Origin of the sequence: Pseudomonas sp. DNDY-54, from assembly GCF_019880365.1 — a bacterium.
Lineage (GTDB): Bacteria > Pseudomonadota > Gammaproteobacteria > Pseudomonadales > Pseudomonadaceae > Stutzerimonas > Stutzerimonas stutzeri_P.
In genome coordinates, this window is record NZ_CP082271.1 from 107278 (window position 1) to 130860 (window position 23583).

22 protein-coding genes are annotated in these 23583 nt (G+C 62.4%); 7 read left to right on the forward strand and 15 right to left on the reverse strand.

Going from position 1 to position 23583, the window contains the following annotated elements:
• Positions 1-4: 4 nt before the first annotated feature.
• Complete coding sequence (cyoE, locus tag K4O48_RS00515) at positions 5-904, forward strand: heme o synthase (RefSeq protein ID WP_222910269.1); 900 nt, start codon at positions 5-7, stop codon at positions 902-904.
• Positions 905-953: 49 nt separating this feature from the next.
• Positions 954-1586 (forward strand): SCO family protein, encoded by a 633-nt coding sequence (locus tag K4O48_RS00520; RefSeq protein WP_222910270.1) that lies wholly within the window; start codon positions 954-956, stop codon positions 1584-1586.
• Positions 1587-1659: 73 nt separating this feature from the next.
• Here K4O48_RS00520 and K4O48_RS00525 read toward each other — a convergent pair whose 3' ends face one another.
• From K4O48_RS00525 to K4O48_RS00535, 3 genes are all read right to left on the reverse strand, one after another.
• Positions 1660-2433 (reverse strand): MetQ/NlpA family ABC transporter substrate-binding protein, encoded by a 774-nt coding sequence (locus tag K4O48_RS00525; RefSeq protein ID WP_222910271.1) that lies wholly within the window; start codon positions 2431-2433, stop codon positions 1660-1662.
• A gap of 70 nt (positions 2434-2503) precedes the next feature.
• Positions 2504-3169 (reverse strand): methionine ABC transporter permease, encoded by a 666-nt coding sequence (locus K4O48_RS00530; protein WP_222910272.1) that lies wholly within the window; start codon positions 3167-3169, stop codon positions 2504-2506.
• The gene (locus K4O48_RS00535; RefSeq protein WP_222910273.1) at positions 3169-4188 is read right to left on the reverse strand and encodes a methionine ABC transporter ATP-binding protein; all 1020 of its coding nucleotides are present in this window, start codon (positions 4186-4188) and stop codon (positions 3169-3171) included. Before K4O48_RS00535 ends, K4O48_RS00530 begins: the two co-directional genes overlap by 1 nt.
• A gap of 267 nt (positions 4189-4455) precedes the next feature.
• Here K4O48_RS00535 and katE point away from each other — a divergent pair, with 267 nt between their 5' ends.
• Positions 4456-6600 (forward strand): catalase HPII, encoded by a 2145-nt coding sequence (katE, locus tag K4O48_RS00540; RefSeq protein WP_222910274.1) that lies wholly within the window; start codon positions 4456-4458, stop codon positions 6598-6600.
• A 70-nt stretch (positions 6601-6670) separates the two neighbouring features.
• On the opposite strand, the gene K4O48_RS00545 is transcribed toward katE, so the two are convergent.
• From K4O48_RS00545 to K4O48_RS00560, 4 genes are read right to left on the reverse strand one after another with little or no spacing between them, the layout of a single operon-like run.
• A complete protein-coding gene (locus tag K4O48_RS00545; RefSeq protein ID WP_222910275.1) occupies positions 6671-7162 on the reverse strand; it encodes a M48 family metallopeptidase in 492 nt (163 codons plus the stop codon).
• 4 nt (positions 7163-7166) lie between these two features.
• A complete protein-coding gene (znuB, locus tag K4O48_RS00550) occupies positions 7167-7952 on the reverse strand; it encodes a zinc ABC transporter permease subunit ZnuB (RefSeq protein ID WP_222910276.1) in 786 nt (261 codons plus the stop codon).
• A 5-nt stretch (positions 7953-7957) separates the two neighbouring features.
• The gene (gene znuC, locus K4O48_RS00555; protein WP_222910277.1) at positions 7958-8728 is read right to left on the reverse strand and encodes a zinc ABC transporter ATP-binding protein ZnuC; all 771 of its coding nucleotides are present in this window, start codon (positions 8726-8728) and stop codon (positions 7958-7960) included.
• Positions 8725-9210: a Fur family transcriptional regulator gene (locus tag K4O48_RS00560; protein WP_222911903.1), complete on the reverse strand. Its 486-nt coding sequence runs from the start codon at positions 9208-9210 to the stop codon at positions 8725-8727. Before K4O48_RS00560 ends, znuC begins: the two co-directional genes overlap by 4 nt.
• A 32-nt stretch (positions 9211-9242) precedes the next feature.
• Between K4O48_RS00560 and K4O48_RS00565 the strand changes: the two genes are divergently transcribed.
• From K4O48_RS00565 to K4O48_RS00575, 3 genes are all read left to right on the forward strand, one after another.
• On the forward strand, positions 9243-10283 hold the full coding sequence (locus K4O48_RS00565; RefSeq protein ID WP_260523679.1) for a zinc ABC transporter substrate-binding protein: 1041 nt from the start codon (positions 9243-9245) through the stop codon (positions 10281-10283).
• A 200-nt stretch (positions 10284-10483) separates the two neighbouring features.
• A complete protein-coding gene (locus tag K4O48_RS00570) occupies positions 10484-12634 on the forward strand; it encodes an adenosylcobalamin-dependent ribonucleoside-diphosphate reductase (RefSeq protein ID WP_222910278.1) in 2151 nt (716 codons plus the stop codon).
• 63 nt (positions 12635-12697) lie between these two features.
• Positions 12698-13405 (forward strand): NrdJb, encoded by a 708-nt coding sequence (locus K4O48_RS00575; RefSeq protein ID WP_222910279.1) that lies wholly within the window; start codon positions 12698-12700, stop codon positions 13403-13405.
• Between the two features lie 379 nt (positions 13406-13784).
• Here K4O48_RS00575 and ppnN read toward each other — a convergent pair whose 3' ends face one another.
• The 3 genes from ppnN to K4O48_RS00590 all read right to left on the reverse strand — a co-directional run bounded on the left by ppnN (position 13785) and on the right by K4O48_RS00590 (position 16767).
• Complete coding sequence (gene ppnN, locus K4O48_RS00580) at positions 13785-15158, reverse strand: nucleotide 5'-monophosphate nucleosidase PpnN (protein ID WP_222910280.1); 1374 nt, start codon at positions 15156-15158, stop codon at positions 13785-13787.
• 347 nt (positions 15159-15505) lie between these two features.
• Positions 15506-16456, reverse strand: a complete 951-nt coding sequence (locus K4O48_RS00585) for a homoserine kinase (RefSeq protein WP_222910281.1) — start codon at positions 16454-16456, stop codon at positions 15506-15508.
• A gap of 29 nt (positions 16457-16485) precedes the next feature.
• Entirely contained in the window at positions 16486-16767 is a 282-nt protein-coding gene (locus K4O48_RS00590; RefSeq protein ID WP_222910282.1) for a DUF2782 domain-containing protein, read from the reverse strand.
• Positions 16768-16842: 75 nt separating this feature from the next.
• On the opposite strand from K4O48_RS00590, the gene polA reads away from it, so the two are divergent.
• Positions 16843-19587 (forward strand): DNA polymerase I, encoded by a 2745-nt coding sequence (polA, locus tag K4O48_RS00595; protein ID WP_222910283.1) that lies wholly within the window; start codon positions 16843-16845, stop codon positions 19585-19587.
• A 495-nt stretch (positions 19588-20082) separates the two neighbouring features.
• On the opposite strand, the gene K4O48_RS00600 is transcribed toward polA, so the two are convergent.
• The 5 genes from K4O48_RS00600 to K4O48_RS00620 form a co-directional block, all read right to left on the reverse strand.
• On the reverse strand, positions 20083-22026 hold the full coding sequence (locus K4O48_RS00600; RefSeq protein WP_222910284.1) for a DUF4105 domain-containing protein: 1944 nt from the start codon (positions 22024-22026) through the stop codon (positions 20083-20085).
• A 20-nt stretch (positions 22027-22046) separates the two neighbouring features.
• The gene (locus K4O48_RS00605) at positions 22047-22367 is read right to left on the reverse strand and encodes a DUF2388 domain-containing protein (protein ID WP_222910285.1); all 321 of its coding nucleotides are present in this window, start codon (positions 22365-22367) and stop codon (positions 22047-22049) included.
• A 25-nt stretch (positions 22368-22392) separates the two neighbouring features.
• Positions 22393-22686, reverse strand: coding sequence for a DUF2388 domain-containing protein (locus K4O48_RS00610; protein ID WP_222910286.1), 294 nt, complete (start codon positions 22684-22686; stop codon positions 22393-22395).
• A gap of 93 nt (positions 22687-22779) precedes the next feature.
• Positions 22780-23097, reverse strand: a complete 318-nt coding sequence (locus tag K4O48_RS00615) for a DUF2388 domain-containing protein (protein WP_222910287.1) — start codon at positions 23095-23097, stop codon at positions 22780-22782.
• 106 nt (positions 23098-23203) lie between these two features.
• Positions 23204-23404, reverse strand: a complete 201-nt coding sequence (locus tag K4O48_RS00620; RefSeq protein WP_222910288.1) for a DUF1127 domain-containing protein — start codon at positions 23402-23404, stop codon at positions 23204-23206.
• Positions 23405-23583: the final 179 nt, after the last annotated feature.

Consider the following 23583-nt stretch of genomic DNA (forward strand, 5'->3'; position numbering starts at 1 on the left):
CCCCATGGCGACTCTACTCAGCGAACGCGGCGCCCAGGCGAGCTGGCGTGACTACCTTGAGCTGACCAAGCCGAAGGTGGTGCTACTGATGCTCATCACCTCGCTGGTGGGTATGTTTCTCGCCACCCGAGCCGGCGTCCCCTGGACCGTGCTGGTGTTCGGCAATCTCGGTATTGCGCTCTGCGCTGGTGGCGCTGCGGCGGTCAATCACGTGGTGGATCGACGCATCGATTCGGTGATGGCGCGTACTCACAAGCGACCGCTGGCGGAGGGCCGTGTGTCACCGGTTGCGGCACTGTTGTTCGCGCTGTTGCTGAGCATCGCCGGCATGGGGCTTCTTCTAACCTTCACCAACGCCCTGGCCGCCTGGCTTACGCTGGCCTCGCTGGTTGGATATGCGGTGATCTACACAGGCTTCCTCAAGCGTGCCACACCGCAGAACATCGTGATCGGCGGGTTGGCAGGCGCTGCACCGCCGCTGCTCGGCTGGGTTGCGGTAACCGGCCAGGTCACCGCCGAGCCGTTGCTGCTGGTGCTGATCATCTTCGCCTGGACGCCGCCGCACTTCTGGGCGTTGGCAATTCACCGCAAGGACGAATACGCGAAGGTCAACGTACCGATGCTCCCGGTGACCCATGGCGAGCACTACACCAAGGTGCACATCCTGCTCTATACCGTGATGCTGCTGGCGGTGAGCGTCATGCCGTTCGCCATTCACATGAGCGGGCCGTTGTACCTGGCGGCGGCGGTGCTGCTGGGCGCACGCTTTCTGTTCTGGGCCGTTGTGCTCTACCGGAACAGCCGCCCTCATGCGGCGATCAAGACGTTCAAGTTCAGCATCTGGTACCTGTTCGCGCTGTTCATCGCGTTGCTGGTTGATCATTATCTGCTGCTGAACATCTAGGGCTCAGTGCGAAGACGCTCGTAGCCCGGCCGAACCTCACAGGAATCTCATGACCCGCATTCAGAAAACCGTCTTCATCCTCGTAGCGCTGGTTGCGCTGGTCATTGGCCTGACGGTTTACAAGGTGCTCAACACCGAGCAGCAACTCGATCCCGCCGAGCTGCTGGACGCCGGTATCGTCCTGCTCCCGCAGGGGCGCGACGTGCCAGACCTGACGTTGACCAACCAGAACGGCGAAGCGGTTTCGATGACGCAACTGGAGGGGAAATGGAACCTGCTGTTCTTCGGCTACACCTTCTGCCCTGACATCTGCCCGGCGACCCTGGCCGAATTACGGCAGCTGCGCGGGATGCTGCCGGAAGCGGCGCAACAGCGGATGCAGCCAATCCTGGTCAGCGTCGACCCCGAGCGTGACACGCCAGACCAGCTGAAGAAATACCTGGATTATTTCGGTGCTGGCTTCATTGGCTTGACCGGCCCACTCGAGCAGATCCAAGCCCTGGCGAACGCAGTCGGGGTGCCGTTTATTCCGGCCGATACCTCTAAGGAGGACTACACCGTTGACCACGGTGGCAACCTCGCGCTGATTGGCCCTGACGGCCGGCTGCGTGGCTTCATTCGTGCGCCCATGCGTACCGAAAAGCTGGCCGAGCAGTTGCCGTCGGTGCTGGCACTGGAATAGCCGACCCTAGCTACCGACCCCACGAAAAAGGCCCGCATTAGCGGGCCTTCTCTCGCGACACCTAACCCTGTACTTAGAACGCCGGAACAACCGCGCCCTGGTACTTCTCGTTGATGAACTGCTTCACCTCGTCGCTGTGCAGCGCTTCGATCAGCTTCTGCATGGCGGCGCTGTCCTTGTTGTCCGGACGGGCGACCAGAATGTTCACGTACGGCGAGTCGCTGCCTTCGATGTACAGGGCGTCTTCGGTAGGGTTGAGCTTGGCTTCCAACGCATAGTTGGTGTTGATCAGCGCCAGATCGACCTGCGTCAGTACGCGCGGCAGGGTCGCGGCTTCCAGCTCACGGATCTTGATGTTCTTCGGGTTCGCGGCGATGTCCTTCGGCGTGGCGGTGATGCCCGCGCCGTCTTTCAAGGAGATCACTCCGGCTTTCTGCAACAGCAGCAGCGCGCGGCCGCCGTTGGTGGCGTCGTTGGGGATGACCACCGTGGCGCCATTAGGCAGCTCGTCCAGCGACTTCAGCTTGCTGGCATAGGCACCGAAGGGTTCGATGTGTACGCCCGCGACGCTGACCAGCTCGGTGCCCTTGCCCTTGTTGAATTCATCCAGGTACGGCTGATGCTGGAAGAAGTTGGCGTCCAGACGCTTCTCGGACACCTGGATGTTCGGTTGCACGTAGTCGGTGAAGACCTTCACCTTCAGGTCAACGCCCTGTTCGGCCAGCTGGGGTTTGACGAACTCGAGGATCTCGGCGTGCGGAACGGCGGTCGCGGCGACGTTCAGCTCATCGGCAGCCTGGGCGGAGAACGCCGCGACAGCGGCAATGGCGGCAAGCATTTTTTTCATGGAAAGCTCCTGTCTGACTCGACGAACCGGTCGCCGATCATCTGTTGTTGGAAAGGCCTGAATTGGGCATTTATTTACGGGAAAAATGCGTAACCAGCTTGTCGCCAACGCTTTGCAGTACCTGCACCAGCACCAGCAACAGGACGACCGTGACCACCATGACATCGGTCTGGAAACGCTGATAGCCGAAACGGATGGCCAGATCGCCAAGGCCGCCGGCTCCCACAACGCCCGCCATGGCGGTGTAGGAGACCAGCGTAATGGCGGTGACGGTAACTGCAGCGATGATGCCCGGGCGCGCCTCGGGCAGCAATGCGTTGAAGATGATCTGCCGGGTGGTCGCACCCATCGCCTGAGTCGCCTCGATGATGCCGCGGTCGACCTCGCGCAGCGCGGTTTCCACCAGTCGCGCGAAGAACGGCGCCGCACCCACCACCAGCGGCGGAATAGCACCCGCCACGCCCAGCGAGGTGCCGGTGATCAGTACCGTGAAGGGAATCATCACGATCAGCAGGATGATGAACGGCAGCGAACGCAGCACGTTCACCACGAACGAGAGAAAGGCGTACAGAGGGCCGTTCTCGAACAGCTGCCGTGGCCCGGTGAGAAACAGCAGAACGCCCAGCGGCAGGCCCAGCAGGATGGTGAACAGCAGCGAACCGCCGAGCATCAGCAGGGTGTCCAGCGTGGCCAGCCAGATCTCATACCAGTCGACGTTTGCCAATAGGGCTTCCATCAGCGCAGTACCTCCACGTGTACGTCAGCGGCATCCAGGCGAGCCAGCGCGGCGGCCATGTCGCCGCCGACCAGCGCCAGGGTCAGCTGGCCATAAGGTGTGTCCTTGATACGGTCGATGCGGCCCGACAGGATGCTGAAATCGACGCCCGTTTCCCGCGCGACGGTGCCCAACAGCGGTTTGTAGGTCGATTCGCCCTGGAACGTAAGGCGCAAGATCCGACCCGGGACATGGGCAAAGTCATCACGCTGCTCGCCTTCATCAACCGCCTCGTCTTCCAGCACGAAGCGCTGGGTGGTGGGATGCTTCGGATGCAGGAATACGTCGGTCACCAGCCCCTGTTCGACGATGGCTCCTGCATCCATTACCGCGACGCGATCGCAGACGCGGCGGATCACGTCCATTTCGTGAGTGATCAGCACGATGGTCAGGTTCAGTTCGCGGTTGATTTCGGCGAGCAACTGCAGCACCGAGGCGGTTGTCTGCGGATCGAGAGCGCTGGTGGCTTCGTCGCAGAGCAGGATGTCCGGCTCGGTCGCCAGCGCGCGGGCGATACCGACGCGCTGTTTCTGGCCGCCCGACAATTGCGCCGGGTACTTGCGCGCCTGATCTTTCAGGCCGACGCGTTCGAGCAGCGCGGCGACCCGGCTGTCGATCTCGCTGCGTGAGTGGTTACCCGCCAGACGCAGTGGCATGGCAACGTTGTCGGCCACGGTCTTGGACATCAGCAGATTGAAGTGCTGGAAGATCATCCCGACCCGCTGACGGAAGCGGCGCAGGCCGTTGGCGTCGAGCGCCGTGACGTCTTCACCGTTGACCAGGATGCGTCCGCCGGAGGGTTCTTCCAGGCGGTTGATCAGGCGCAGCAGGGTGCTCTTGCCGGCGCCGGAATGACCGATCAGGCCAAACACTTCGCCGGCACCGACGGTCAGTTCGGTCGGCTTGAGTGCGGGCACTTCACGAGCAGTGCCCCGGCCGGTAACCCGATAGGTTTTGTGGACTTGCTGAAATTCAATCACGGGCGAACCTTGTGGGTGCGGTCGTATGTGCCTGGATGGTGGCGAAAGGCGTGCATTCTACGCGTTTACGGCGGGCGGGCGTAGCGAACGGCGGTTATTGAGGCAAGCCATTGCGTCCATAGGCTGTGTATATCGTCGCTGCGCGCAACCTTGAGCGGCATTGTTGGGTCACTTACCGGTACGCCGTGAAATGATCAAGCATCGGCCCCCCAGATGAGGCCCGGTCCCTTCGCGGTTTAGCGCACCCATGCTCAACCGAGGCCCAAGATGACGGACAAAACAGATCCAAAGCACAGCGAACTCGCCGGTACTGACACCGTCGACCGCAAGAATCACAGCGCCAAGCTCGACCACCTCGAGACCTTCCGCAGCGACGCCACCGGCGAAGCGCTGACCACCAATCAGGGCGTGAAGATCGCCGACAACCAGAATAGCCTGCGCGCTGGCGAGCGCGGTCCCTCGCTGCTCGAAGACTTCATCATGCGCGAGAAGCTGACCCACTTCGATCACGAGCGCATCCCAGAGCGCATCGTCCACGCCCGCGGTTCGGCGGCCCATGGCGTGTTTGTCAGTTACGACGACCACAGTGCGCTGACCAAGGCTTCATTCCTCGCGGGCAAGGGCAAGGAAACGCCGGTGTTCGTGCGCTTTTCCACCGTGCAAGGTTCCCGTGGTTCGGCCGATACCGTGCGTGACGTGCGCGGTTTCGCCACCAAGTTCTACACCGACGAAGGCATCTTCGACCTGGTCGGCAATAACATGCCGGTGTTCTTCATTCAGGATGCGATCAAGTTTCCCGACTTCGTGCATGCGGTCAAACCCGAGCCGCACAACGAGATCCCGCAGGGCCAGTCTGCCCACGACAGCTTCTGGGATTTCGTCTCGCTGACGCCGGAGTCGGCGCACATGGTCATCTGGGCCATGTCCGACCGCGGTATTCCGCGCAGCCTGCGAGCCATGGAAGGCTTCGGCGTACACACCTTCCGCCTGATCAATGCCGAAGGCGTGAGCCGTTTCGTCAAATTTCATTGGAAGCCGGTCGCCGGGGCCTTTTCACTGGTCTGGGATGAGACCCTGAAGCTGGCGGGCAAGGACCCGGACTTCAACCGCCGCGACCTGTGGGAGTCCATCGAGATGGGCGACTACTTCGAGTGGGAGCTGGGCGTGCAGGTGGTGGAAGAGGCCGACGAGCACAAATTCGATTTCGACCTGCTCGACCCGACCAAGATCATTCCGGAAGAGCTGGTGCCGGTGCAGAAGCTCGGCAAGATGACCCTCAACCGCAACCCGGACAACTTCTTCGCCGAAACCGAGCAGGCCGCCTTCCACATCGGCCACATCGTGCCCGGCATCGACTTCACCAATGACCCGTTGCTGCAGGGCCGGCTGTTTTCCTACACCGACACCCAGCTGCTGCGTCTCGGTGGGCCGAACTTCCACGAGATTCCTATCAACCGCTCGATTGCGCCGGTACACAACAACCAGCGTGATGCCTTTCACCGGCAGACCATCAACAAGGGTCGCGCCAACTACGAGCCCAACTCCATCGACAGCGGCTGGCCGAAGGAAACGCCACCTGCGGCCAGCGGTGGCGGCTTCGAGAGCTACCCCGAGCGCATGGAAGGCCATAAGGTGCGCGCACGCAGCCCTTCGTTCGGCGATCACTTCTCCCAGGCGACCTTGTTCTGGAACAGCATGAGCGCCCCGGAGAAGGAGCACATCATCGGCGCCTACAGCTTCGAGCTGGGCAAGGTGGAGCGGGTGTTCATTCGTGAGCGCCAGGTCAACGAGATCCTCGCCAATATCGATCTCGAACTCGCGCGCCGCGTTGCGGAAAACATCGGCGTGACGCCACCGACAGCGCCAACCCTCAGCCTCAAGCAGCCGAACCCGGCCAGCTCGCCGGCGCTGAGCCTGATGAATCATCTATCGGGCAATATCAAGTCGCGCAAGGTCGCGATCCTCATCGCCAACGGCGTGGACGGTAAGGCTATCGAGGCGTTCAAGCAGAAACTGGCAGACGAGGGTGCAACCGCCAAACTGATCGGTCCGTCACCGGCTCCGGTCAAGGCGGCTGACGGCACGATGCTCACGCCTGATGCAGCGATGGATGGCATGCCCTCGATCGCTTTCGATGCGGTATTCGTACCGGGTGGCGCGCAAAGTGTGCAAGCGATGGCTAAGTTGGGCGTGGCGAAGCATTACCTGCTCGAAGCCTATAAGCACCTCAAGCCAATCGCCGTGCTAGGCGACGCCCGGCAACTGCTCACGGCGCTCAACCTGCCGGAAGATGCCGGTCTGGTGAGCGGTGAGGATAGCGATGTGGCGACGGTGTTCACGGCGTTTGCGCAGGCACTGGCGCAGCACCGCATCTGGGTGCGCGAGGCGGCGGCGGAGCAGGTTCCGGCCTGATCGTAGCGGCATGACAAGAGGCGGCTCGGTTGATTCCGGGCCGCTTTTTTTTGTGTCTGGCGAGCTTGGGTTAAGCGAGTTCGCGCCAGTGCAGGTAGCAGCGCAGGTCGAATTCGGTCTGCGCGTAACCCGGCATCATGTGCTCGCAGAGCTTGTAGAAGGCGCGGTTGTGGTCGCTTTCGCGTAGGTGCGCCAGTTCGTGCACTACGATCATCTGCAGAAACTCCGGCGCCGCCTCCTTGAACAGGGCAGCGACGCGGATCTCCTTCTTTGCCTTGAGCTTGCCGCCTTGCACGCGGGATACGGCAATGTGCAGACCCAGCGCGCGGTGGGTGAGGTCGAGGCGGTTGTCATAGAGCACCTTGTCGATGTTCGGTGCGCTTTTCAGATGGTTCTGGCGCAGCTGTTGAACGTAGCCGTACAGCGCCTTGTCGCTCTGCACCTGGTGGCGTTGCGGATAGCGGCGCTCGAGGTAATCACCCAAGCGTCCTTCGGCGATCAACTGGCGGATCTGCTGCTGCAGCGACTCGGGGTAGCCGCTCAGGTATTTCAGCGTGGTCATCGGACTAAGCCCTGCGCCGCCAGGCAAAGCTGAGCAGGAACAATGCCGCGGCTGACACCACGATCGACGGGCCGGCCGGGGTGTCTTCGTACCAGGACAATGACAAGCCCATGCACACGGCGAGCAGGCCGATCAGGCTGGCACCCAGGGCCATCTGCTCCGGCGTGCGAGCATGGCGCTGGGCCGCCGCGGCGGGAATGATCAGCAGCGAGGTGATCAACAGCACGCCGACTATCTTCATCGCCACCGCGATCACCATGGCGATCAGCAGCATCAGCGTCAGGCGTATCGCTGCCACCGGCAGGCCTTCCACCTTGGCCAGCTCCTCGTGCACGGTCACCGCCAGCAAAGGTCGCCACAGCGGGATCAGCGCCAGAAGTACCAGCGCGCTGCCGCCAACGATCCAGGCCAGGTCGGTCGGGCTTACCGCCAGCAGATCGCCGAACAGGTAGCCCATCAGGTCGATGCGCACGTCCTGCATAAAGCTCAGCGAGACGAGGCCCAGCGATAAGGTGCTGTGCGCCAGAATGCCGAGCAAGGTGTCCGAGGCCAGTGGCTGGCGCTGCTGCAAGGTCACCAGCAGCACCGCCAGCAGCACGCAGCAGACGACGACGGCCAGGGTCAGGTTGACCTCCAGCATCAAGCCCAGCGCCACACCAAGCAGGGCGGAATGGGACAGCGTGTCGCCAAAATAGGCCATGCGTCGCCAGACCACGAAGGAGCCGAGCGGGCCGGCCACCAGCGCCAGCGCGAGGCCGGCGAGAAGGGCGTTCAAGAGAAAGTCGGGCATATCGATCAGTGCTTGCAATTCGGGCCGTGAACGTGAGGTTTGCCGGTCACCACGCTGCCATGCAGATCATGGCTGTGGTCGTGCTGGTGGTGATAAACGGCGAGGCTGCGCGCATCGTGGCCGAACAGCTCGACAAAGGCGGGGTCCGTGCTGACCTGTTCTGGATGGCCGGAGCAGCACACGTGGCGATTCAGACAGACCACCTGATCGGTCGCGCTCATCACCAGATGCAAATCATGGGAGACCATCAGTACGCCGCAGCCATAGCGCTCGCGCAATCGCCCGATCAGCCGGTACAGCTCGGCCTGGCCCGCAACATCGACGCCTTGAACGGGCTCGTCGAGCACCAACAGTTCCGGTTGGCGCAGCAGCGCCCTGGCCAGCAGTACGCGCTGCATTTCGCCGCCGGAGACCGATTGCAGCGGGCTGTCGATGACGTGCTCGGCGCCGACTTCTTTCAGTGCGGCCAGCGCGCCGGTGCGGTCCACCCCAGGCACCAGGCGCAGAAAGCGCAGTACCGAGAGCGGCAGCGTCGGGTCGATGTGAAGCTTCTGCGGCATGTAGCCGACGCGCAGCTTAGGCTTGCGCCAGACGGTGCCGCTGTCGGGTTTCAGCAAGCCGAGCACCGCGCGGACCAGGGTGGTTTTGCCGGCGCCGTTGGGGCCGATCAGTGTAACGATCTCGCCGCGGTGCACGCGCAATTCGGCGCCTTCAAGCACCGCCTGCCTGGCGAAGCGCACGTGGATATCCTCCAGGCGGATCAACGCCTCGCTCATGCGGCGCTCCGGCAAGGCTGGCAAAGACCGACAACTTCCACCGTCTGGCCCTCGACCTGGAAATTCACGCCGCGCGCCGCGTGCTCGATGGCCTCGCTGATGCTGGGCTGTTCCAGCTCGATCGCGGTATGGCAGTTGCGGCAGATCAGGAACTGACCCTGATGCGGGTGTTCAGGGTGATTGCAGCCAATGAACGCGTTGAGCGACGCGATGCGGTGCACGAGGCCGTTTTCCAGCAGGAAATCCAGTGCCCGATAGACCGTCGGCGGCGCAGCACGTCGGCCGTCCTGAGCGGTCAGCTCAGCGAGAATGTCATAGGCGCCCAGCGGCTTGTGACTCTGCCAGACCAGTTCCAGTACGCGTTTACGCAGGGCGGTCAGACGCACACCTGAGCGCTCACAGAGCGTATCGGCTTCAGCCAGCGCGCTGCTGACGCAGTGATCGTGGTTGTGGGTGGTGTAGGCCAGCGGGGTGTTGGGCATGGGCAGAGACGACATGATGGAGAGACGTTATTATGTTACCCATTCAGTCCAAGCGAGTGTTGCCTGTGTTTCGTCTTTTTTCGTTGCCGTTGCTTGTGGTCCTAACTCTCCTCGGCAGCACAGCGGCCCGCGCCGAGGTGACGGTGCTGACCAGTATTAAACCGCTACAGCTGATCGCAGCGGCCGTTCAGGATGGCGTCGGGGAGCCGCAAGTGCTGCTCCCCGCCGGTGCCTCGGCTCACCACTACGCGCTGCGGCCATCCGACGTGCGGCAGATTCGTAGCGCGGACCTGTTCTATTGGATCGGCCCGGATATGGAGAGTTTTCTCGAGCCGGTGCTGAAGGCTCGCAAGGGGCCTAGCGTGGCGGTGCAGTCGCTGCCGGGACTGACGCTGCGCCATTTCGGCGACACTCATGCCGAGGCCCACCACGGCGACGACGACCATGAAGAGCACGACGCGCACGCGCACGAGTCCCACGACCTGCACGCTCACGACGACCATGGTGATCAGGCGGCTGCACACGACGAGCACGACCATGCTCACCGCCCTGGCAGTCTCGATGCGCACCTCTGGCTGCTGCCGGCCAACGCACGGGTTATCGCAACTCGGATGGCCGGCGAGTTGGCGGCGATCGATCCGGCCAACGCGTTGCGCTACCAGGCGAATCTCGAGGCGTTCGCGCAGCGTCTGGATGCGCTTGATCAGCGCCTGCAAAAGCGCCTGAGCGATACGCGCAACAAGCCCTTCTTCGTCTTCCATGAAGCCTATGATTATTTCGAAGCGGCGTATGGCCTCCAGCACGCGGGTGTCTTCAGTTCAGGGGGCGAGGCTCAGCCCGGCGCGCGTCACGTCGCGGAGATGCGTCAGCGTCTGGAGCAGGCCGGCCCCAGCTGTGTGTTCCATGAGCCCCCGGCCCGCCCCCGGCTGGCCGACAGTCTGGTTCGGGGCTTACCGGCGAACGTGGCCGAACTGGACGCCATGGGCCATGGCCTCGACGTCACTGCCGGTGGCTACGAGCGGCTGATCGAGAACCTCGGCACCTCGCTCGCGGAGTGCCTGGAGTCACTCTAGCGAGCCGATCAGATCGGGCCTGTTGCGTTGCGGTAAGGCGGTTCAACCCCGCTCTGATGGCTTCCGCTGAGCCGCCTTTGCCGTCGATCCGCAAAGTGGTCATCCGTCGAGTGGCTTGATGCTAATCAGGTGTGCTTTGCCGTCACCTGGCTTAAGCTTCGCGCTTATTTTTTATCCATCGACACGAGGATGCGCAGCGCATGGCGAAGACGGATGGGCCCATCGTGGCAGCGAGCAATACCACTTCCAGCATCGCCTTGCAGGCGGCCTCTGAGGACATCTGGGCGCAGAAATACCGCCTGACGAACAAGGACGGCGCACCCATCGATGACAGCGTCGATGCGACCTGGCAGCGGGTTGCGCGAGCCCTCGCCGACGTCGAGCCAGTGAAGCAGCGCGAACACTGGTACGAACGTTTTCTATGGGCGTTGCGCAATGGCGCGATTCCGGCCGGGCGGATCATTTCCAACGCCGGCGCGCAGGACTACAAGCCTGCCACCTCGACCATCAACTGCACCGTCTCGGGCAGCATCAGCGATTCGATGGACGACATCCTCGGCAAGGTGCATGAGGCCGGCCTGACGCTGAAGGCCGGTTGCGGCATTGGCTATGAGTTCAGCACGCTGCGTCCGCGTGGCTCATTCGTCTCGGGCGCCGGTGCGCACACCAGCGGGCCGCTGTCGTTCATGGATATCTTCGACAAGATGTGCTTCACCGTCAGCTCGGCCGGAGGCCGCCGCGGCGCGCAGATGGGCACCTTCGATGTGGGTCATCCCGATGTGCGCGAGTTCATCCGTGCCAAGCGCGAAGATGGCCGGCTGCGTCAGTTCAACCTGAGCCTGCTCATCACCGATGAGTTCATGCAGGCGGTGGAGGCGGACGCCGACTGGCCACTGATCTTCCCGCTGCACTTGAAGGAAAAAGCTGAGCTGGATCTGGAGGACCCGGAACAGGTGGTCTGGCGCGAATGGCCGACCCATGACGGCTACATCGTTCGCGAAGACGGTCTGGTGGCCTGCAAGATCTACGGTCGGGTCAAGGCGCGGCATCTGTGGGACATGATCATGGTCTCGACGTACGACTACGCGGAGCCGGGCTTCATCCTCATCGACCGGGTCAACCAGTTGAACAACAACTGGTGGTGCGAAGCGATCCGCGCCACCAACCCCTGCGGCGAGCAGCCGCTGCCACCGTATGGCTCCTGCCTGTTGGGCTCGATCAACCTGACCAGCTTTGTGGTCGATCCGTTCGGCGTCGACGCACGATTCGACTGGGACAAGTACCGCGAAGTGGTGCGCCTGTTCACCCGCATGCTCGACAACGTCGTCGAGATCAACGGCCTGCCGCTCGAACAGCAGCGCCACGAGATCGAAAGCAAGCGTCGCCACGGCATGGGTTTCCTTGGTCTTGGTTCGGCGCTGACATTGCTCAAGTTGCGTTATGGCAGCCCAGAAGCCTGCGTGTTCACCGAAGAAGTCGCGCGCGAAATGGCGCTGGTTGGCTGGGAAGTGGCGCTGGAACTGTCCAAGGAAAAAGGCCCCGCGCCGCTGCTGACCGAGACTTTCGAAGTCACTGCCGAAATGCTGCGCAAACGCCCGGAAATGAAAAAGGACGGTTACCAGATCGGCGATCAGGTGCCGGGGCGCGTGCTGCACGCCAAATACTCGCGCTACATGCAGCGAATCGCCGAATACGCCCCTGAACTGATCGAACAGCTGGCCGAGCAGGGCGCTCGCTTCACGCACCACAGCTCTATCGCGCCGACCGGCACCATCAGCCTGAGCCTGGCGAACAACGCCTCCAATGGCATCGAGCCAAGCTTCGCGCATCACTACTCACGCAACCTGATCCGCGCCGGACGCAAGGCCAAGGAAAAGATCGAAGTCTTCAGCTACGAGTTGCTGGCCTACCGCACCCTGGTCAATTCCAAGGCGCAGCCAGGCTCCACTGATCCGTCACAACAGCTGCCGGACTATTTCATCACCGCGGACGACATCACCCCGACGCAGCACGTCGATATCCAAGCCGCGGCACAGAAATGGGTCGACTCGTCGATCTCCAAGACGGCAAACGTGCCCACCGACTACCCGTTCGAGGCGTTCAAGGACATTTACCGTTACGCCTGGCGCCAGGGTCTCAAGGGCTGCACCACCTTCCGCTTCAATCCGGCGGCCTTCCAGGGTGTGCTGGTCAAGGAAGCCGACCTGGAGAAGACCTTGTACCGCTTCATCCTTGAAGATGGCAGCGTGGTCGAGTTGAAAGGCAATGAGGAAGTCGAATACGACGGCGAGGTCAATTCCGCCGCCAACCTGTTCGATGCCCTCAAAGAAGGCTACTACGGCAAATACTGAGCCGGACCGCCAACCGTATTTAGCGCCGGGCCGCGTCTGCCGCCCGGCAGGAGAGATTGCACAATGACTGTAAAGATCAACCAGCGCATCAAGGGCTTCAAGGTGGTCGACGAGACCATCGAGCGCTCCGTCGCGGCGGCCAATAGCACCGACAGCAAAGCGGGCAAACCCGTTCAGGTGGTGGAGATGGACGAAAGTCTGCAGCGCCCGGAGACCCTGATCGGCATGACCTACAAGATCAAATCACCGCTGTTCGAGCACGCGCTCTATGTCACCGTTAACGACGTGGTGCTGAACGCCGGCACGCCGCACGAGCAGCGCCGGCCGTTCGAAATCTTCATCAACTCGAAGAACATGGACCACTTCCAGTGGATTGTCGCGCTGACTCGCATCATGTCGGCAGTGTTCCGCAAGGGCGGCGACTGCACCTTCCTCGTGGAAGAGCTGAAGGCCGTGTTTGATCCGCGCGGCGGCTATCTGAAGAAAGGCGGCGTCTACATGCCGTCCATCGTCGCTGAGATCGGCGGCGTGCTGGAGCGCCATTTGATCGCGATCGGCATGCTCGAAGGCCATGCGCTGGACGAAACCCAGCTCAAGTACCTGGCCGAGAAGCGTGCCGCATACGAAGCCAGCCAAGGCGCTGCCACGGTAGAGCCGGGCGAGGGCTTCCCCGCCGGCGCGCAGCTATGCAGCAAGTGCAACACCCAGGCGGTTGTACAGATGGATGGCTGCGCGACGTGCCTCAATTGCGGCAATTCCAAGTGCGGCTAAGAGCCTGACCTGCGATTGGCTGCGCTAAGAGCAGGCAAGGTGCTGCCTCCAAGAAAGATGCTTGCGACTGAAGCGCGTTAGCTTGCGGCGAGGCTGCAAGCTGCAGTTCTGTAGGGTGGGCTTTAGCCCACCGACGGTGTTTAGCTACGGATTGGGAAATCCTACGGCACTGGACCGAAGCATCTAACTCTGGCCCATAGACCCGTCCGGATGTCTGTTTCGGTGGGCTAAGCCACCCTACGATTGGCTGCGCACGTCAGCGCCCTTGCCTGTCTTTGTCTACAGAGCGAGCCTAGCCCGCGAGACCGTGCACAGCATCTTGCGATGCGCGCGATTGGCGGCACCGGGCTGCGCTGCCGCTGTCACGCGCTTGCAATCTTCAAGTCACCACGCGATAGCACGGCTCGTATGGCCGCCCGCCCGGCAACTTCATACGATGCTGAAGCACAAAGGCCTGAAGAAGCTCGTCCAGCGGCTTCATGATGGCTGGGTCACCGTGGATCTCGTAGCGCCCGAACTTTTCGATGCGGCGTATGCCTTTGTCCTTGACGTTACCGGCCACGATGCCGGAAAACGCTCTGCGCAGATTCGCTGCCAGTAGATGGGGCGGCACATCCCGCGTCAGCGGCAGGTTGGCCATGTTTTCATGTGTCGGATCGAAGGGGTGCTGGAAGCCTTCCTCGATTTTCAGCAGCCAGTTGAAGTGAAACGCATCGTTGCGCTCGCGCCGGAACTGCTTGACCGCTTTCAATCCCTCGACCATCTGCCGCGCGACCTCAGCCGGGTCGTCGATAACGATCTGGTACAGGCGCTGGGCTGCCTCGCCAAGGGTGGCGCCGACGAAATCCCTCAATTGCTGCAGGTAAGGCGCGGCACTTTCCGGGCCGGTGAGGATGACCGGGAAGGGCACGTCGCGGTTGTCCGGATGCAGCAAGATGCCCAACAGATAAAGAAATTCCTCGGCCGTGCCGACCCCGCCGGGGAAGATGATGATGCCGTGGCCGACGCGGACGAAGGCCTCCAGGCGCTTTTCGATATCCGGGAGGATCACCAGTTCATTGACGATCGGGTTAGGCGCCTCGGCGGCGATGATGCCCGGCTCCGTCAGGCCCAGATAGCGGCCGCCAGCGATACGCTGCTTGGCATGGGCGATGGTTGCGCCCTTCATCGGACCCTTCATTACGCCAGGTCCGCAACCGGTGCAGATGTTCAGATTGCGCAGGCCCAGCTCATGGCCGACCCGCTTGCTGTACTTGTATTCCTCGGTGCTGATCGAGTGTCCGCCCCAGCACACCACCATGTTCGGCTCGGCACCCGGACGCAGGGTGCGGGCGTTGCGCAGCAGATGGAACACGTAGTCGGTGATGCCTTGGGAGCTGGTCAAGTCGATCCGCGGGCTGCCCAGCTCGCTTTCGGTGTAGACGATGTCGCGCAGCGCGCTGAAGAGCATTTCGCGTGTGCTGGCGATCATCTCTCCATCGACGAAAGCATCGGCCGGTGCATTCAGCAGTTGAAGCCGCACGCCGCGATCCTGCTGGTGGATGCGTACTTCGAAGTCGTCATAAGCCTCGAGCACGGTCTTGGCATTGTCGATGCGTGCACCGGTGTTGAGAATCGCCAGCGCGCACTGGCGGAACAGCGCATAAGTACTGCCTGAACCGGCTTCGCTCAGGTGTTGAACTTCGCGCTGAGACAGCGTTTCCAGGCTGCCTTTTGGGCTAACCGAGGCATTGATTACATAGCGTGAGGTCATTCGTTCGTTTCCCTGAAAACAATGCCACCGAGCCAGGCAGGTCAGGTGCATCAGGATGGTATGTGCCCGGTTTGCCCGGGTCGCATGGTTGCAAAAAAGTAGGCGGGCAGCGCCGTCGTCAGCGATCGGGGAACCTGGACCGCGGCGTGTGACTGGCCGGCCATCTTACCCCAGCATCAACAACTCGCTAGGGAAGGGCTTCATTGACGCCGGGCAGGCTTAAACGTTCCTCGGTACGCTGCCTAAGGGTTCGACCGCAAACGGCGCCGATTGTGCATCACAGGCCGGCACGACTGGGCCGGGCCGGTTGCCAATGGCTGGCTGGGTGTACAGATGGTGGCGTGCCGTCAGAACGCGAACGGCAATGCGCTTTGGCTATGTTGGCGTGCCGCGAGCAGGTGACGACACTCATCCGGGTTTTTAATCAGAACAGGTTGGCCCGCAAAGTTCTGCGCCGCGATCAGGCGCGACAGCCAGAAACGCACGCAGGCCACGCGCAGCATCGGCCTCCATAGCTCGGCCTCGGCGGGCGTGAAGCGGCGCAGACTGGAGTACGCGGCGAGCAATGCCTGGCTACGGTCGTCGTCGAGCTCGCCGTTGGGGTGTGAGCACCAGTCATTGACGGCGATGGCAATGTCATAAAGCATCGGGCCGGAGCAGGCGTTGTAGAAGTCAATGACGCCGGTCAGGTGGTTGCCCTCGAACAGCACGTTGTCGCGGAACAGGTCGGCGTGGAGGTTGGCGCGAGGCAACGCGAGAATCTTGGGTTTGAGCTCGGCGATTTCAGCAAGGCCGTCGCGCAGCAGTGGGAGTTGATCCTCGGGCAACGCCATCGCGAGGCTGGGGCCTTCTTCCTGCATCCAGTCCAGGCCACGGTCGCTGCGGCGCTCGATGATCTGTTCGCGGGTGGCCAGATGCAGCCGTGCCAGCAGTCGACCGACTTCGGCGCAGTGATGCGTGTTAGGCGCGCTGACGTGCTTGCCGGGCAGCCGCGGTTGCAACATCGCCGGCTTCTCGGCCAGGTTGCGTAACGCTTCGCCACGTGTGGTGCGCAACGCATACGGCACGGGCAGGCGCGCCTGATGCAGCACGTCGAGCAGCTCGATGAAGAACGGCAAATCCTGAGTCGGGCCGCGCTCGACCAGCGTCAGGACGTACTCGCCCTGCTCCAGGCTGACGAAGAAGTTGCTGTTCTCACTGCCGGCCGCGATGCCTTCGAAGTGCCGCAGACGGCCCAGTTCGTAGGGCGCCAGAAAGACTTCGAGATCTTCGCGTTGCAGCGGAGTGAATACCGACATGATGGCCTTCCGTTAACGTCGACGCTGCGTTACCAGCTGAAGATTTCCCACGCCGGGATCAGCATGTCCGGCTTGTCGGCCCGGATGAAGTTGCTGTCGCCATCGGCGCGCACCAGGAAGTACGGTTTGCCGTTCTTGGGGATGACCTTGACAGCATAGAGGAAGCCATTGACCCGGTATTCCTCGACGGTCCGCTCGCCTTCCTGGCGTATGGTGACGTCGGGTTCGCCATCGACCGACTCCTGGGCGAAACCGCTCAGCGGCACGAGCGTTAGCAGGCTGGCCAGCACCAGAGGTTTGATCGCACGCATGATAACCTTGTCCCTTTGTCGTCAAGTGGTCCCTGCATTCTAGCTGCGGGCCCGCCGAAAAGGTTGATCCTGCTCATGAGCCAAGCGCCTCTCGTTCTGGTGGACGGTTCGTCCTACCTCTATCGCGCCTTTCACGCCCTGCCTCCGCTGACCACTTCCACCGGCAAGCCTACCGGTGCGGTGAAGGGTGTGCTGAATATGCTGTTGGCGCTCCGCCGGCAATACCCGGACAGCCCCTTCGCCGTGGTCTTCGATGCGAAGGGCCCGACTTTCCGTGACACCCTGTTTGCCGAGTACAAGTCCCACCGCCCGCCGATGCCGGATGACCTGCGCAGTCAGGTCGAGCCGCTGCACGCCAGCGTGCGCGCACTGGGCATGCCGCTGCTCTGCGTCGATGGGGTGGAAGCCGATGATGTGATCGGCACCCTGGCGCGCCAATGTGCGGCCCTCAAGCGCGACGTGATCATCTCCACCGGTGACAAGGACATGGCGCAGCTGGTCTGCCCGCATGTCACCCTGGTTAACACCATGAGCGGCAGCGTCTATGACATCGAGGGCGTGAGGACCAAGTTTGGCGTCGGCCCCGAGCTGATCATCGATTTTCTCGCGCTGATGGGCGACAAGGTCGATAACATCCCCGGCGTGCCCGGCGTCGGCGAGAAAACTGCCTGTGGCCTGCTGAACGGCATTCCCGGCGGCATCAAGGGGTTGTATGAGAACCTCGACAAGGTCTGCGATCTGCCGATCCGCGGGGCCAAGTCGCTGGCCGCCAAGCTCGAGGAACACCGCACCGCTGCGTTCATGTCCTACGAGCTGGCGACAATCAAAATCGACGTGCCGTTGGATGTACAGGTCGGGGATCTGATGCCCGGCGAGCCGCACCGGGAGGCCTTGATCGCCCTTTACCGCGAGCTGGAATTCAAGAACTGGCTCGACGAGCTGCTGCGCGAGGCAAAGGCCGCCGGGGAGAACTGCGAGGTGCAGCCCGAAGGCTGCTCGATCCAGGCCGAGGCCGAATACACAACGATCTTCGAGCAGGCCGAGTTCGATGCTTGGCTTGAACGCCTGAAGAACGCCGAGTGTTTCGCCTTCGATACGGAGACCACCAGCCTCGATGCACAGAAGGCGCAGTTGGTTGGCGTCTCGTTTGCCATCGAGGCGGGCAGGGCGGCCTATGTACCGCTGGCCCACAGCTACATGGGCGTGCCACAGCAGCTCGATCGCGACGCCGTGCTCGCGGCGCTCAAGCCGCTGCTGGAGGACGCCGGCAAGCGCAAGATCTGCCAGCACGGCAAGTACGACATGAACGTGCTGATGCACTACGGCATCGAGATGCGCGGCATGACCTTCGACACCATGCTCGAATCCTACGTGCTGGACGCGACCGCGACCCGCCATGACATGGACAGCCTGGCGCTCAAGTACCTTGGCCGCGGCACCATCCGTTTCGAGGACATCGCCGGCAAGGGCGCCAAACAGCTGACCTTCGACCAGATCGCCGTGGAGCAGGCCGGACCCTACGCTGCCGAGGATGCCGACGTGACCTTGCGTCTGCACCAGACCCTGATGAGCAGGCTCGAAGCCACGCCGTCGCTGCTCAAGGTGCTCAACGAAATCGAGATGCCGCTGGTGCCGGTGCTGGCGCGCATCGAGCGCAACGGCGCCTTGGTAGACGCCAACCTGCTTGGCTTGCAAAGCGTTGAACTGGGCAACAAGCTCATCGAACTGGAGCGCGAGGCTTACGAGATCGCGGGTGAGGAGTTCAACCTTGGCTCTCCGAAGCAGCTCTGCGCGATTCTCTACGACAAGCTGGGGTGCCCGGTGTTGTCGAAAACCGCCGGTGGCCAACCATCGACGGCTGAAAGCGTCTTGGCCGAGCTGGCTGAACGTGACTATCCGCTGCCCAAGGTGATCACACAGCACCGCTCCTTGAGCAAGCTCAAAGGCACTTATACCGACAAGTTGCCGCAGCAGATCAACCCACGGACCGGGCGCATCCACACCAGTTATCACCAGGCGGTAACGGCGACCGGGCGGCTGTCTTCGAGCGATCCGAACCTGCAGAACATCCCGATCCGTACCGCCGAGGGCCGACGCATCCGCCAGGCGTTCGTCGCCGCACCGGGCTATAAGCTGTTGGCCGCCGACTACTCACAGATCGAGCTTCGGATCATGGCGCATCTGGCTCAGGACGAGGGCCTGCTGTATGCCTTCCAAAACGACCTGGACGTGCACCGCGCTACCGCTGCAGAAGTCTTCGGCGTCGAACTGGAGCAGGTCAGCAACGACCAGCGACGCAGCGCCAAGGCGATCAACTTCGGCCTGATCTACGGCATGAGCGCGTTCGGCCTGGCCAAGCAGATCGACGTCAGCCGCGGCGAAGCCCAGGCCTATATCGATCGGTATTTTGCCCGCTACCCCGGTGTGCTCGCCTACATGGAGCGCACCCGCATGCAAGCCGCCGAGCAGGGCTACGTGGAAACGTTGTTCGGCCGTCGGTTGTACCTGCCGGAGATCAATTCGAAGAACGGCGCCATGCGCAAAGGCGCAGAACGCACTGCGATCAACGCGCCGATGCAGGGCACAGCGGCCGATATCATCAAGCGCGCCATGATCAGCGTGGACAGGTGGTTGCTGGAGAGCGGGCTCGATGCGCGCGTCATTTTGCAGGTACACGACGAACTGGTGGTCGAAGTGCGCGAAGATCTGGTCGAACAGGTTCGCAAGCAGATCTGTCCGTTGATGAGTCAGGCCGCCGAACTGGATGTGCCTCTGCTGGTCGAGGCTGGCGTTGGCAACAACTGGGACGAGGCGCACTGAAACCACGTGGCGGGCGGTGGATTGCGGTGCGCCATCGCGGCGCGCTCAATGCGCTTCTTGCCTCGAAAAGGCGCATCATCGGCTGTTGTTAGGACGCTGAATGCCCCGGTGTAGAGCGGTTTGGCTTCTTTCAGAAAAATATTTTGCGTTTCGCATGGAACTGATGGATCGAAACGCCAGTCATAGGCTACGAAGGGTGTAAAAGCTCTTCGATGCTCCTTGTTGTGTTAAGTGTTGGCAGATCTCTGGAAACGCTAAGGCGTTCCGGACTTGGACCTCGAACTTCCCCCTCCCCCAACGAAGTTCGAGGTTTTTTTTGCCTTGAAGAAAGCCAACGCCGAGTGGCCTACCGTGCTTGGCGCATGCGTGATGCATCCGCCGCAGCGTCGTTAGCACTGCCTTCACTCATCCGTAAGCGCGCCGCCCATCGACGCGTAACCTGCGCTACAGAAAGCATGCACAACACCAGCTTTGACGCCCGACGCAACCGCTCTATCAGGGCAGCTGCAATCCGCCACCGGCTTTATGCAGGCTGCGCAGATGCGCTCCGATTTGGGTGAGGTTGGCTTCGACGCTCTCCAGTTCAAGCCGGCGCTCTTCGCCCAGCAACAGCCGCACTTCCTCGTTCAATGCTTCAGTCAGCTGACTCAGCGTTGCCTGGCGTTGGCCGCTTTCATCCTCTAGGCGCTGACGTTCGCTGGCCTGCGGGAGGCCGTAACCGTGCCCGTCGAGCAGTTCAGCTGGACGGCTGAGATAACCGCTGTTGGCGAGGATGCCCTGCAGGGCCTCGTCTGCCTTGGCCAAGCCGCTGTCGCCGCGCGTGCGACCGCTCAGGTAACGGTTTTTCAATTCTTCCTGTGCCAGCAGCAGATGTCGACGCAGCGCAGCCTGTTCCACCAGCAACAAGGCGGCGCTGGCCCGCAGGTCAGCCTTCTCTATCCAGGGGCGGCGCTGGTCGGCACTGAGGTCCAGCCACTGCTCGACATCGGAGTGCGGCAACCCGAGGCGTTCCCGGAGCACAGTGAACATGGCCTCGTAGCGATCGCGATAGGAGTCGAAGCGGTACCCCAGGCGCAGCGCCTCGCGCGGGTTGTCCAGCACGCTGGCGTCGGCCACGCCGCGGTTGATCAGAATCTCGAGCAATCCGCTGGGCAAAATGCTGTCCAGGGCCGTCAGTTCAGGTCGCGCGGTGCCGCTGCGCAGCAACTTGAGGGTTTCCACCGCGCAGTTGTTGGACAGGAAGTAATAGTCGCCGTCGTAGCTCCAATGCACCTCGGCGCTGCGTGTCACCAGTGTTTCGATCTCTTCGCGCCGCAGGTTCAGCGGAATCGATGCGAGGCTGCGCAGTTCGACCTTGGTGTACTCGTCGATCACCTGGCCCAGGGGCAACACGAACAGGCGCGACGGATAGACCCCGGTGAGCCCGTCCCAGCTCGACAGCTGGACATCACCGACAAACGCACGGAAGGAGAGCACCAGATGATGATCGAGATCCAGCCGACAATCTGCCCCGCGCGGGCGACCCGGGGCGCAGATTACCAGGCGCAGCATGCTGTGGCCCCAGCGACTGACCCAGGCGTCGTTGGCTTCGGCGAACAGGTAGTCCACCTCATAGACCCGCTCGGGGTCCAACGCTACCAATGGATTGCGGCCGAAATCGTGCCCCGCATTGAGGATTGGCAAGCCGGAGGCGCACGCCTGCACATGGGTCGGCTGCCAGCCGAAATGTTCACGGAAATAGCGATGCAGCAAGGGGCGGCGGCATGCGTAGCTGGGGTCGAGGAGGAAGTACTCCAGGTTCACGGCAATGAATTCCAGAGGGCTGGTGAGCTCGTAGGCGTCAGGGCTTCGCGCCTCCTGCGCGTTCGCTAATACTCGCTCGCCGCGTTGACCGACTCGCTGGGGCCAGCCCGCCAGGTCGAGCAGACGCGGGTCATCGCTCAGCGTAAAACGGCGCTCGGTCTGGCCGCGGCACCGGTCCGGCAGGCCCACCAGGCCGAGGCTGCTGGCGCGCTGGCTGCAAAAGGCAAGCTGTCGGTGATCAACGACTGACCAGAGCCGCGCGCGGTCATAGAGGTGTGCGATCTCGTGAACCAGTGTCGCCAGCATTTCCTTACGGACCGTACCGTGCGGCCGCTCGGTGCGCTGTTCTGCGGCGCTACCATCGGCCAACGCGGGCAGCAGGCGCCGGTTGAGCAGCAGCAGATTGCCGCCGGCGCTGCCATACACATCATGGGTCAGCCCGTCATGCCAGCGCACGCGAACGTCGCGGTCGAGCCGCTGGAGCATCCGGGGTGGTAGCGCAGCTATCGCTTCGTCCAGCAGCTCTTGGCTGGCGGCGCGCTCCACTGCGTGCAGGTCGCGGTCATCCAGCGTCAGACGTAGCTCGGCCTGACAGAGCATCGAAAACGAGGTGAGTGCGGCGAGCGCGATGGCCATCCGCCAGACGCGCAAGCATCTCACTGGGCGAGAATGGCTTCGGCAAGCGCGACATCGCTGGCTTGCTGCGCTTCCGGGAACGCGCTTCGCAAACTACCCAAAGCGGCTTCCAGCCGCGCGCCACGGATGTTGCCGCCGCTGGCCACGAAGCTGGCGGCCTCGTCGCGCGCTTCGCTGACGACTTTCATGTCGCTGATCCGACTGGTCACGTCGGAGGTGAAATTAATGCTGCGATCCAGTGCGTTGACGACGATGTTACTGGTAGCCACCAGCGTCTGCGCATGAGCGCTACTCGCAAGGAGCGCCAGAGTGAACGGCACGACGATCAGGTTGAGTTTCATAAGACTGCTCGCTATACGAAGTGGGTCATTGGACGAGGATCGCCTCGGCCAGTTCAAGGTCGCTGGCCGCGATTTCCGGGTACTGCCCACGCAACCAAATCAGCGCGGCCTCCAGCCGGGCGCCACGATACTCGCCGTGACTGGCGACAAAGCCTGCCGCGTCAGCGTGAGCGTCGAGGATGAGCTTGTTATCGAACGGGGCGCTGGTTACCTGACTGGCAACATAGCTGAAGGCGACTGTGCCCGCGAGGGTGGTATCGAATGCCTGGGCGCCGCCGCAGAAGCAGCAGCCCACCAGTGTTAGGTAGAGCGAACGCATGCAAATCCTGGAGCCAAACAAAACAGCCGCCAAGGCTAGCGAAACGCCAGCGCCAGCGCCAGAGCCAGCGTCCTGCCTGCTGCGTGACGCGTATCAGAGCGCCAGGATCGCGCTGGCCAGTTGCAGGTCGCTTGCCTCCAGACGTGGTGCCTGGGTGCGGATGTGCTGAAGAGCGGCCTCCAGCTGAGCGCCGCGTGCCTCACCGTTGCTGGCAACGAAGCGGGCGGCATCGTCCTTTGCGTCGACCACGAGCTTGTCGTCGCCCAGATTCGAAGTGATATCGGAGGTACCCTCAACGGTATTGACCAGCGAGGCGCCGATGGCATCGATGGTACCGGTGATGCTTCCGGCCGAGGCGGTCCCCGCCACCAGACAGGCAGCGGTGGCAACTGACAGTAGATACTTGTTCATGGTGTTCTCCAGGCTAGACGCGATTTCCCGCCGATAGCCGCTATGACCTTCGGACAGGCGTGCCGTTCAGCTTATGGCGCGACGTCCATGCCTGGAAAGCGCCACGTCAGCGCCAGAACGGCTTCTCGAGCTCCGCCAGCCGCTCACTTCGACTGATGCCAATGTCCGCCAGCTGGTGATCGTCTAGTCCGGCCAGTTGGTGTCGAGTACGCACCCGCTGCTGCCAAAGCCGCAGCAACCGGATGATGCGGCGCAGCGGTGGCAGGCCGAATGCGGGTGTGATTGTCCGAGCAAGTACGCGCTCCATGAGCCGCTCCTTCCCGCGTCGACGGGAATGGGTTATGGGCTGATAGCATCGCGTGACGGGCTGTGGCGTAACAGCCACAGCGGATTTCAATTGTGCCGGTTCAGTTGCAGCGACTGCACGACTGTACCGTGACTTCCGCTGCCGAAGTGTTCGGTTGATGAGGAAAAACAAAACCCCTC

Coding starts and splice junctions, on each gene's coding strand:
- cyoE (WP_222910269.1), top strand. CDS start 5: ATGGCGACTCTACTCAGCGAACGCGGCGCCCAGGCGAGCTGGCGTGAC.
- K4O48_RS00520 (WP_222910270.1), top strand. CDS start 954: ATGACCCGCATTCAGAAAACCGTCTTCATCCTCGTAGCGCTGGTTGCG.
- K4O48_RS00525 (WP_222910271.1), bottom strand. CDS start 2,433: ATGAAAAAAATGCTTGCCGCCATTGCCGCTGTCGCGGCGTTCTCCGCC.
- K4O48_RS00530 (WP_222910272.1), bottom strand. CDS start 3,169: ATGGAAGCCCTATTGGCAAACGTCGACTGGTATGAGATCTGGCTGGCC.
- katE (WP_222910274.1), top strand. CDS start 4,456: ATGACGGACAAAACAGATCCAAAGCACAGCGAACTCGCCGGTACTGAC.
- K4O48_RS00545 (WP_222910275.1), bottom strand. CDS start 7,162: ATGACCACGCTGAAATACCTGAGCGGCTACCCCGAGTCGCTGCAGCAG.
- znuB (WP_222910276.1), bottom strand. CDS start 7,952: ATGCCCGACTTTCTCTTGAACGCCCTTCTCGCCGGCCTCGCGCTGGCG.
- znuC (WP_222910277.1), bottom strand. CDS start 8,728: ATGAGCGAGGCGTTGATCCGCCTGGAGGATATCCACGTGCGCTTCGCC.
- K4O48_RS00560 (WP_222911903.1), bottom strand. CDS start 9,210: ATGCCCAACACCCCGCTGGCCTACACCACCCACAACCACGATCACTGC.
- K4O48_RS00565 (WP_260523679.1), top strand. CDS start 9,243: ATGTTACCCATTCAGTCCAAGCGAGTGTTGCCTGTGTTTCGTCTTTTT.
- K4O48_RS00570 (WP_222910278.1), top strand. CDS start 10,484: ATGGCGAAGACGGATGGGCCCATCGTGGCAGCGAGCAATACCACTTCC.
- K4O48_RS00575 (WP_222910279.1), top strand. CDS start 12,698: ATGACTGTAAAGATCAACCAGCGCATCAAGGGCTTCAAGGTGGTCGAC.
- ppnN (WP_222910280.1), bottom strand. CDS start 15,158: ATGACCTCACGCTATGTAATCAATGCCTCGGTTAGCCCAAAAGGCAGC.
- K4O48_RS00585 (WP_222910281.1), bottom strand. CDS start 16,456: ATGTCGGTATTCACTCCGCTGCAACGCGAAGATCTCGAAGTCTTTCTG.
- K4O48_RS00590 (WP_222910282.1), bottom strand. CDS start 16,767: ATGCGTGCGATCAAACCTCTGGTGCTGGCCAGCCTGCTAACGCTCGTG.
- polA (WP_222910283.1), top strand. CDS start 16,843: ATGAGCCAAGCGCCTCTCGTTCTGGTGGACGGTTCGTCCTACCTCTAT.
- K4O48_RS00600 (WP_222910284.1), bottom strand. CDS start 22,026: ATGGCCATCGCGCTCGCCGCACTCACCTCGTTTTCGATGCTCTGTCAG.
- K4O48_RS00605 (WP_222910285.1), bottom strand. CDS start 22,367: ATGAAACTCAACCTGATCGTCGTGCCGTTCACTCTGGCGCTCCTTGCG.
- K4O48_RS00610 (WP_222910286.1), bottom strand. CDS start 22,686: ATGCGTTCGCTCTACCTAACACTGGTGGGCTGCTGCTTCTGCGGCGGC.
- K4O48_RS00615 (WP_222910287.1), bottom strand. CDS start 23,097: ATGAACAAGTATCTACTGTCAGTTGCCACCGCTGCCTGTCTGGTGGCG.
- K4O48_RS00620 (WP_222910288.1), bottom strand. CDS start 23,404: ATGGAGCGCGTACTTGCTCGGACAATCACACCCGCATTCGGCCTGCCA.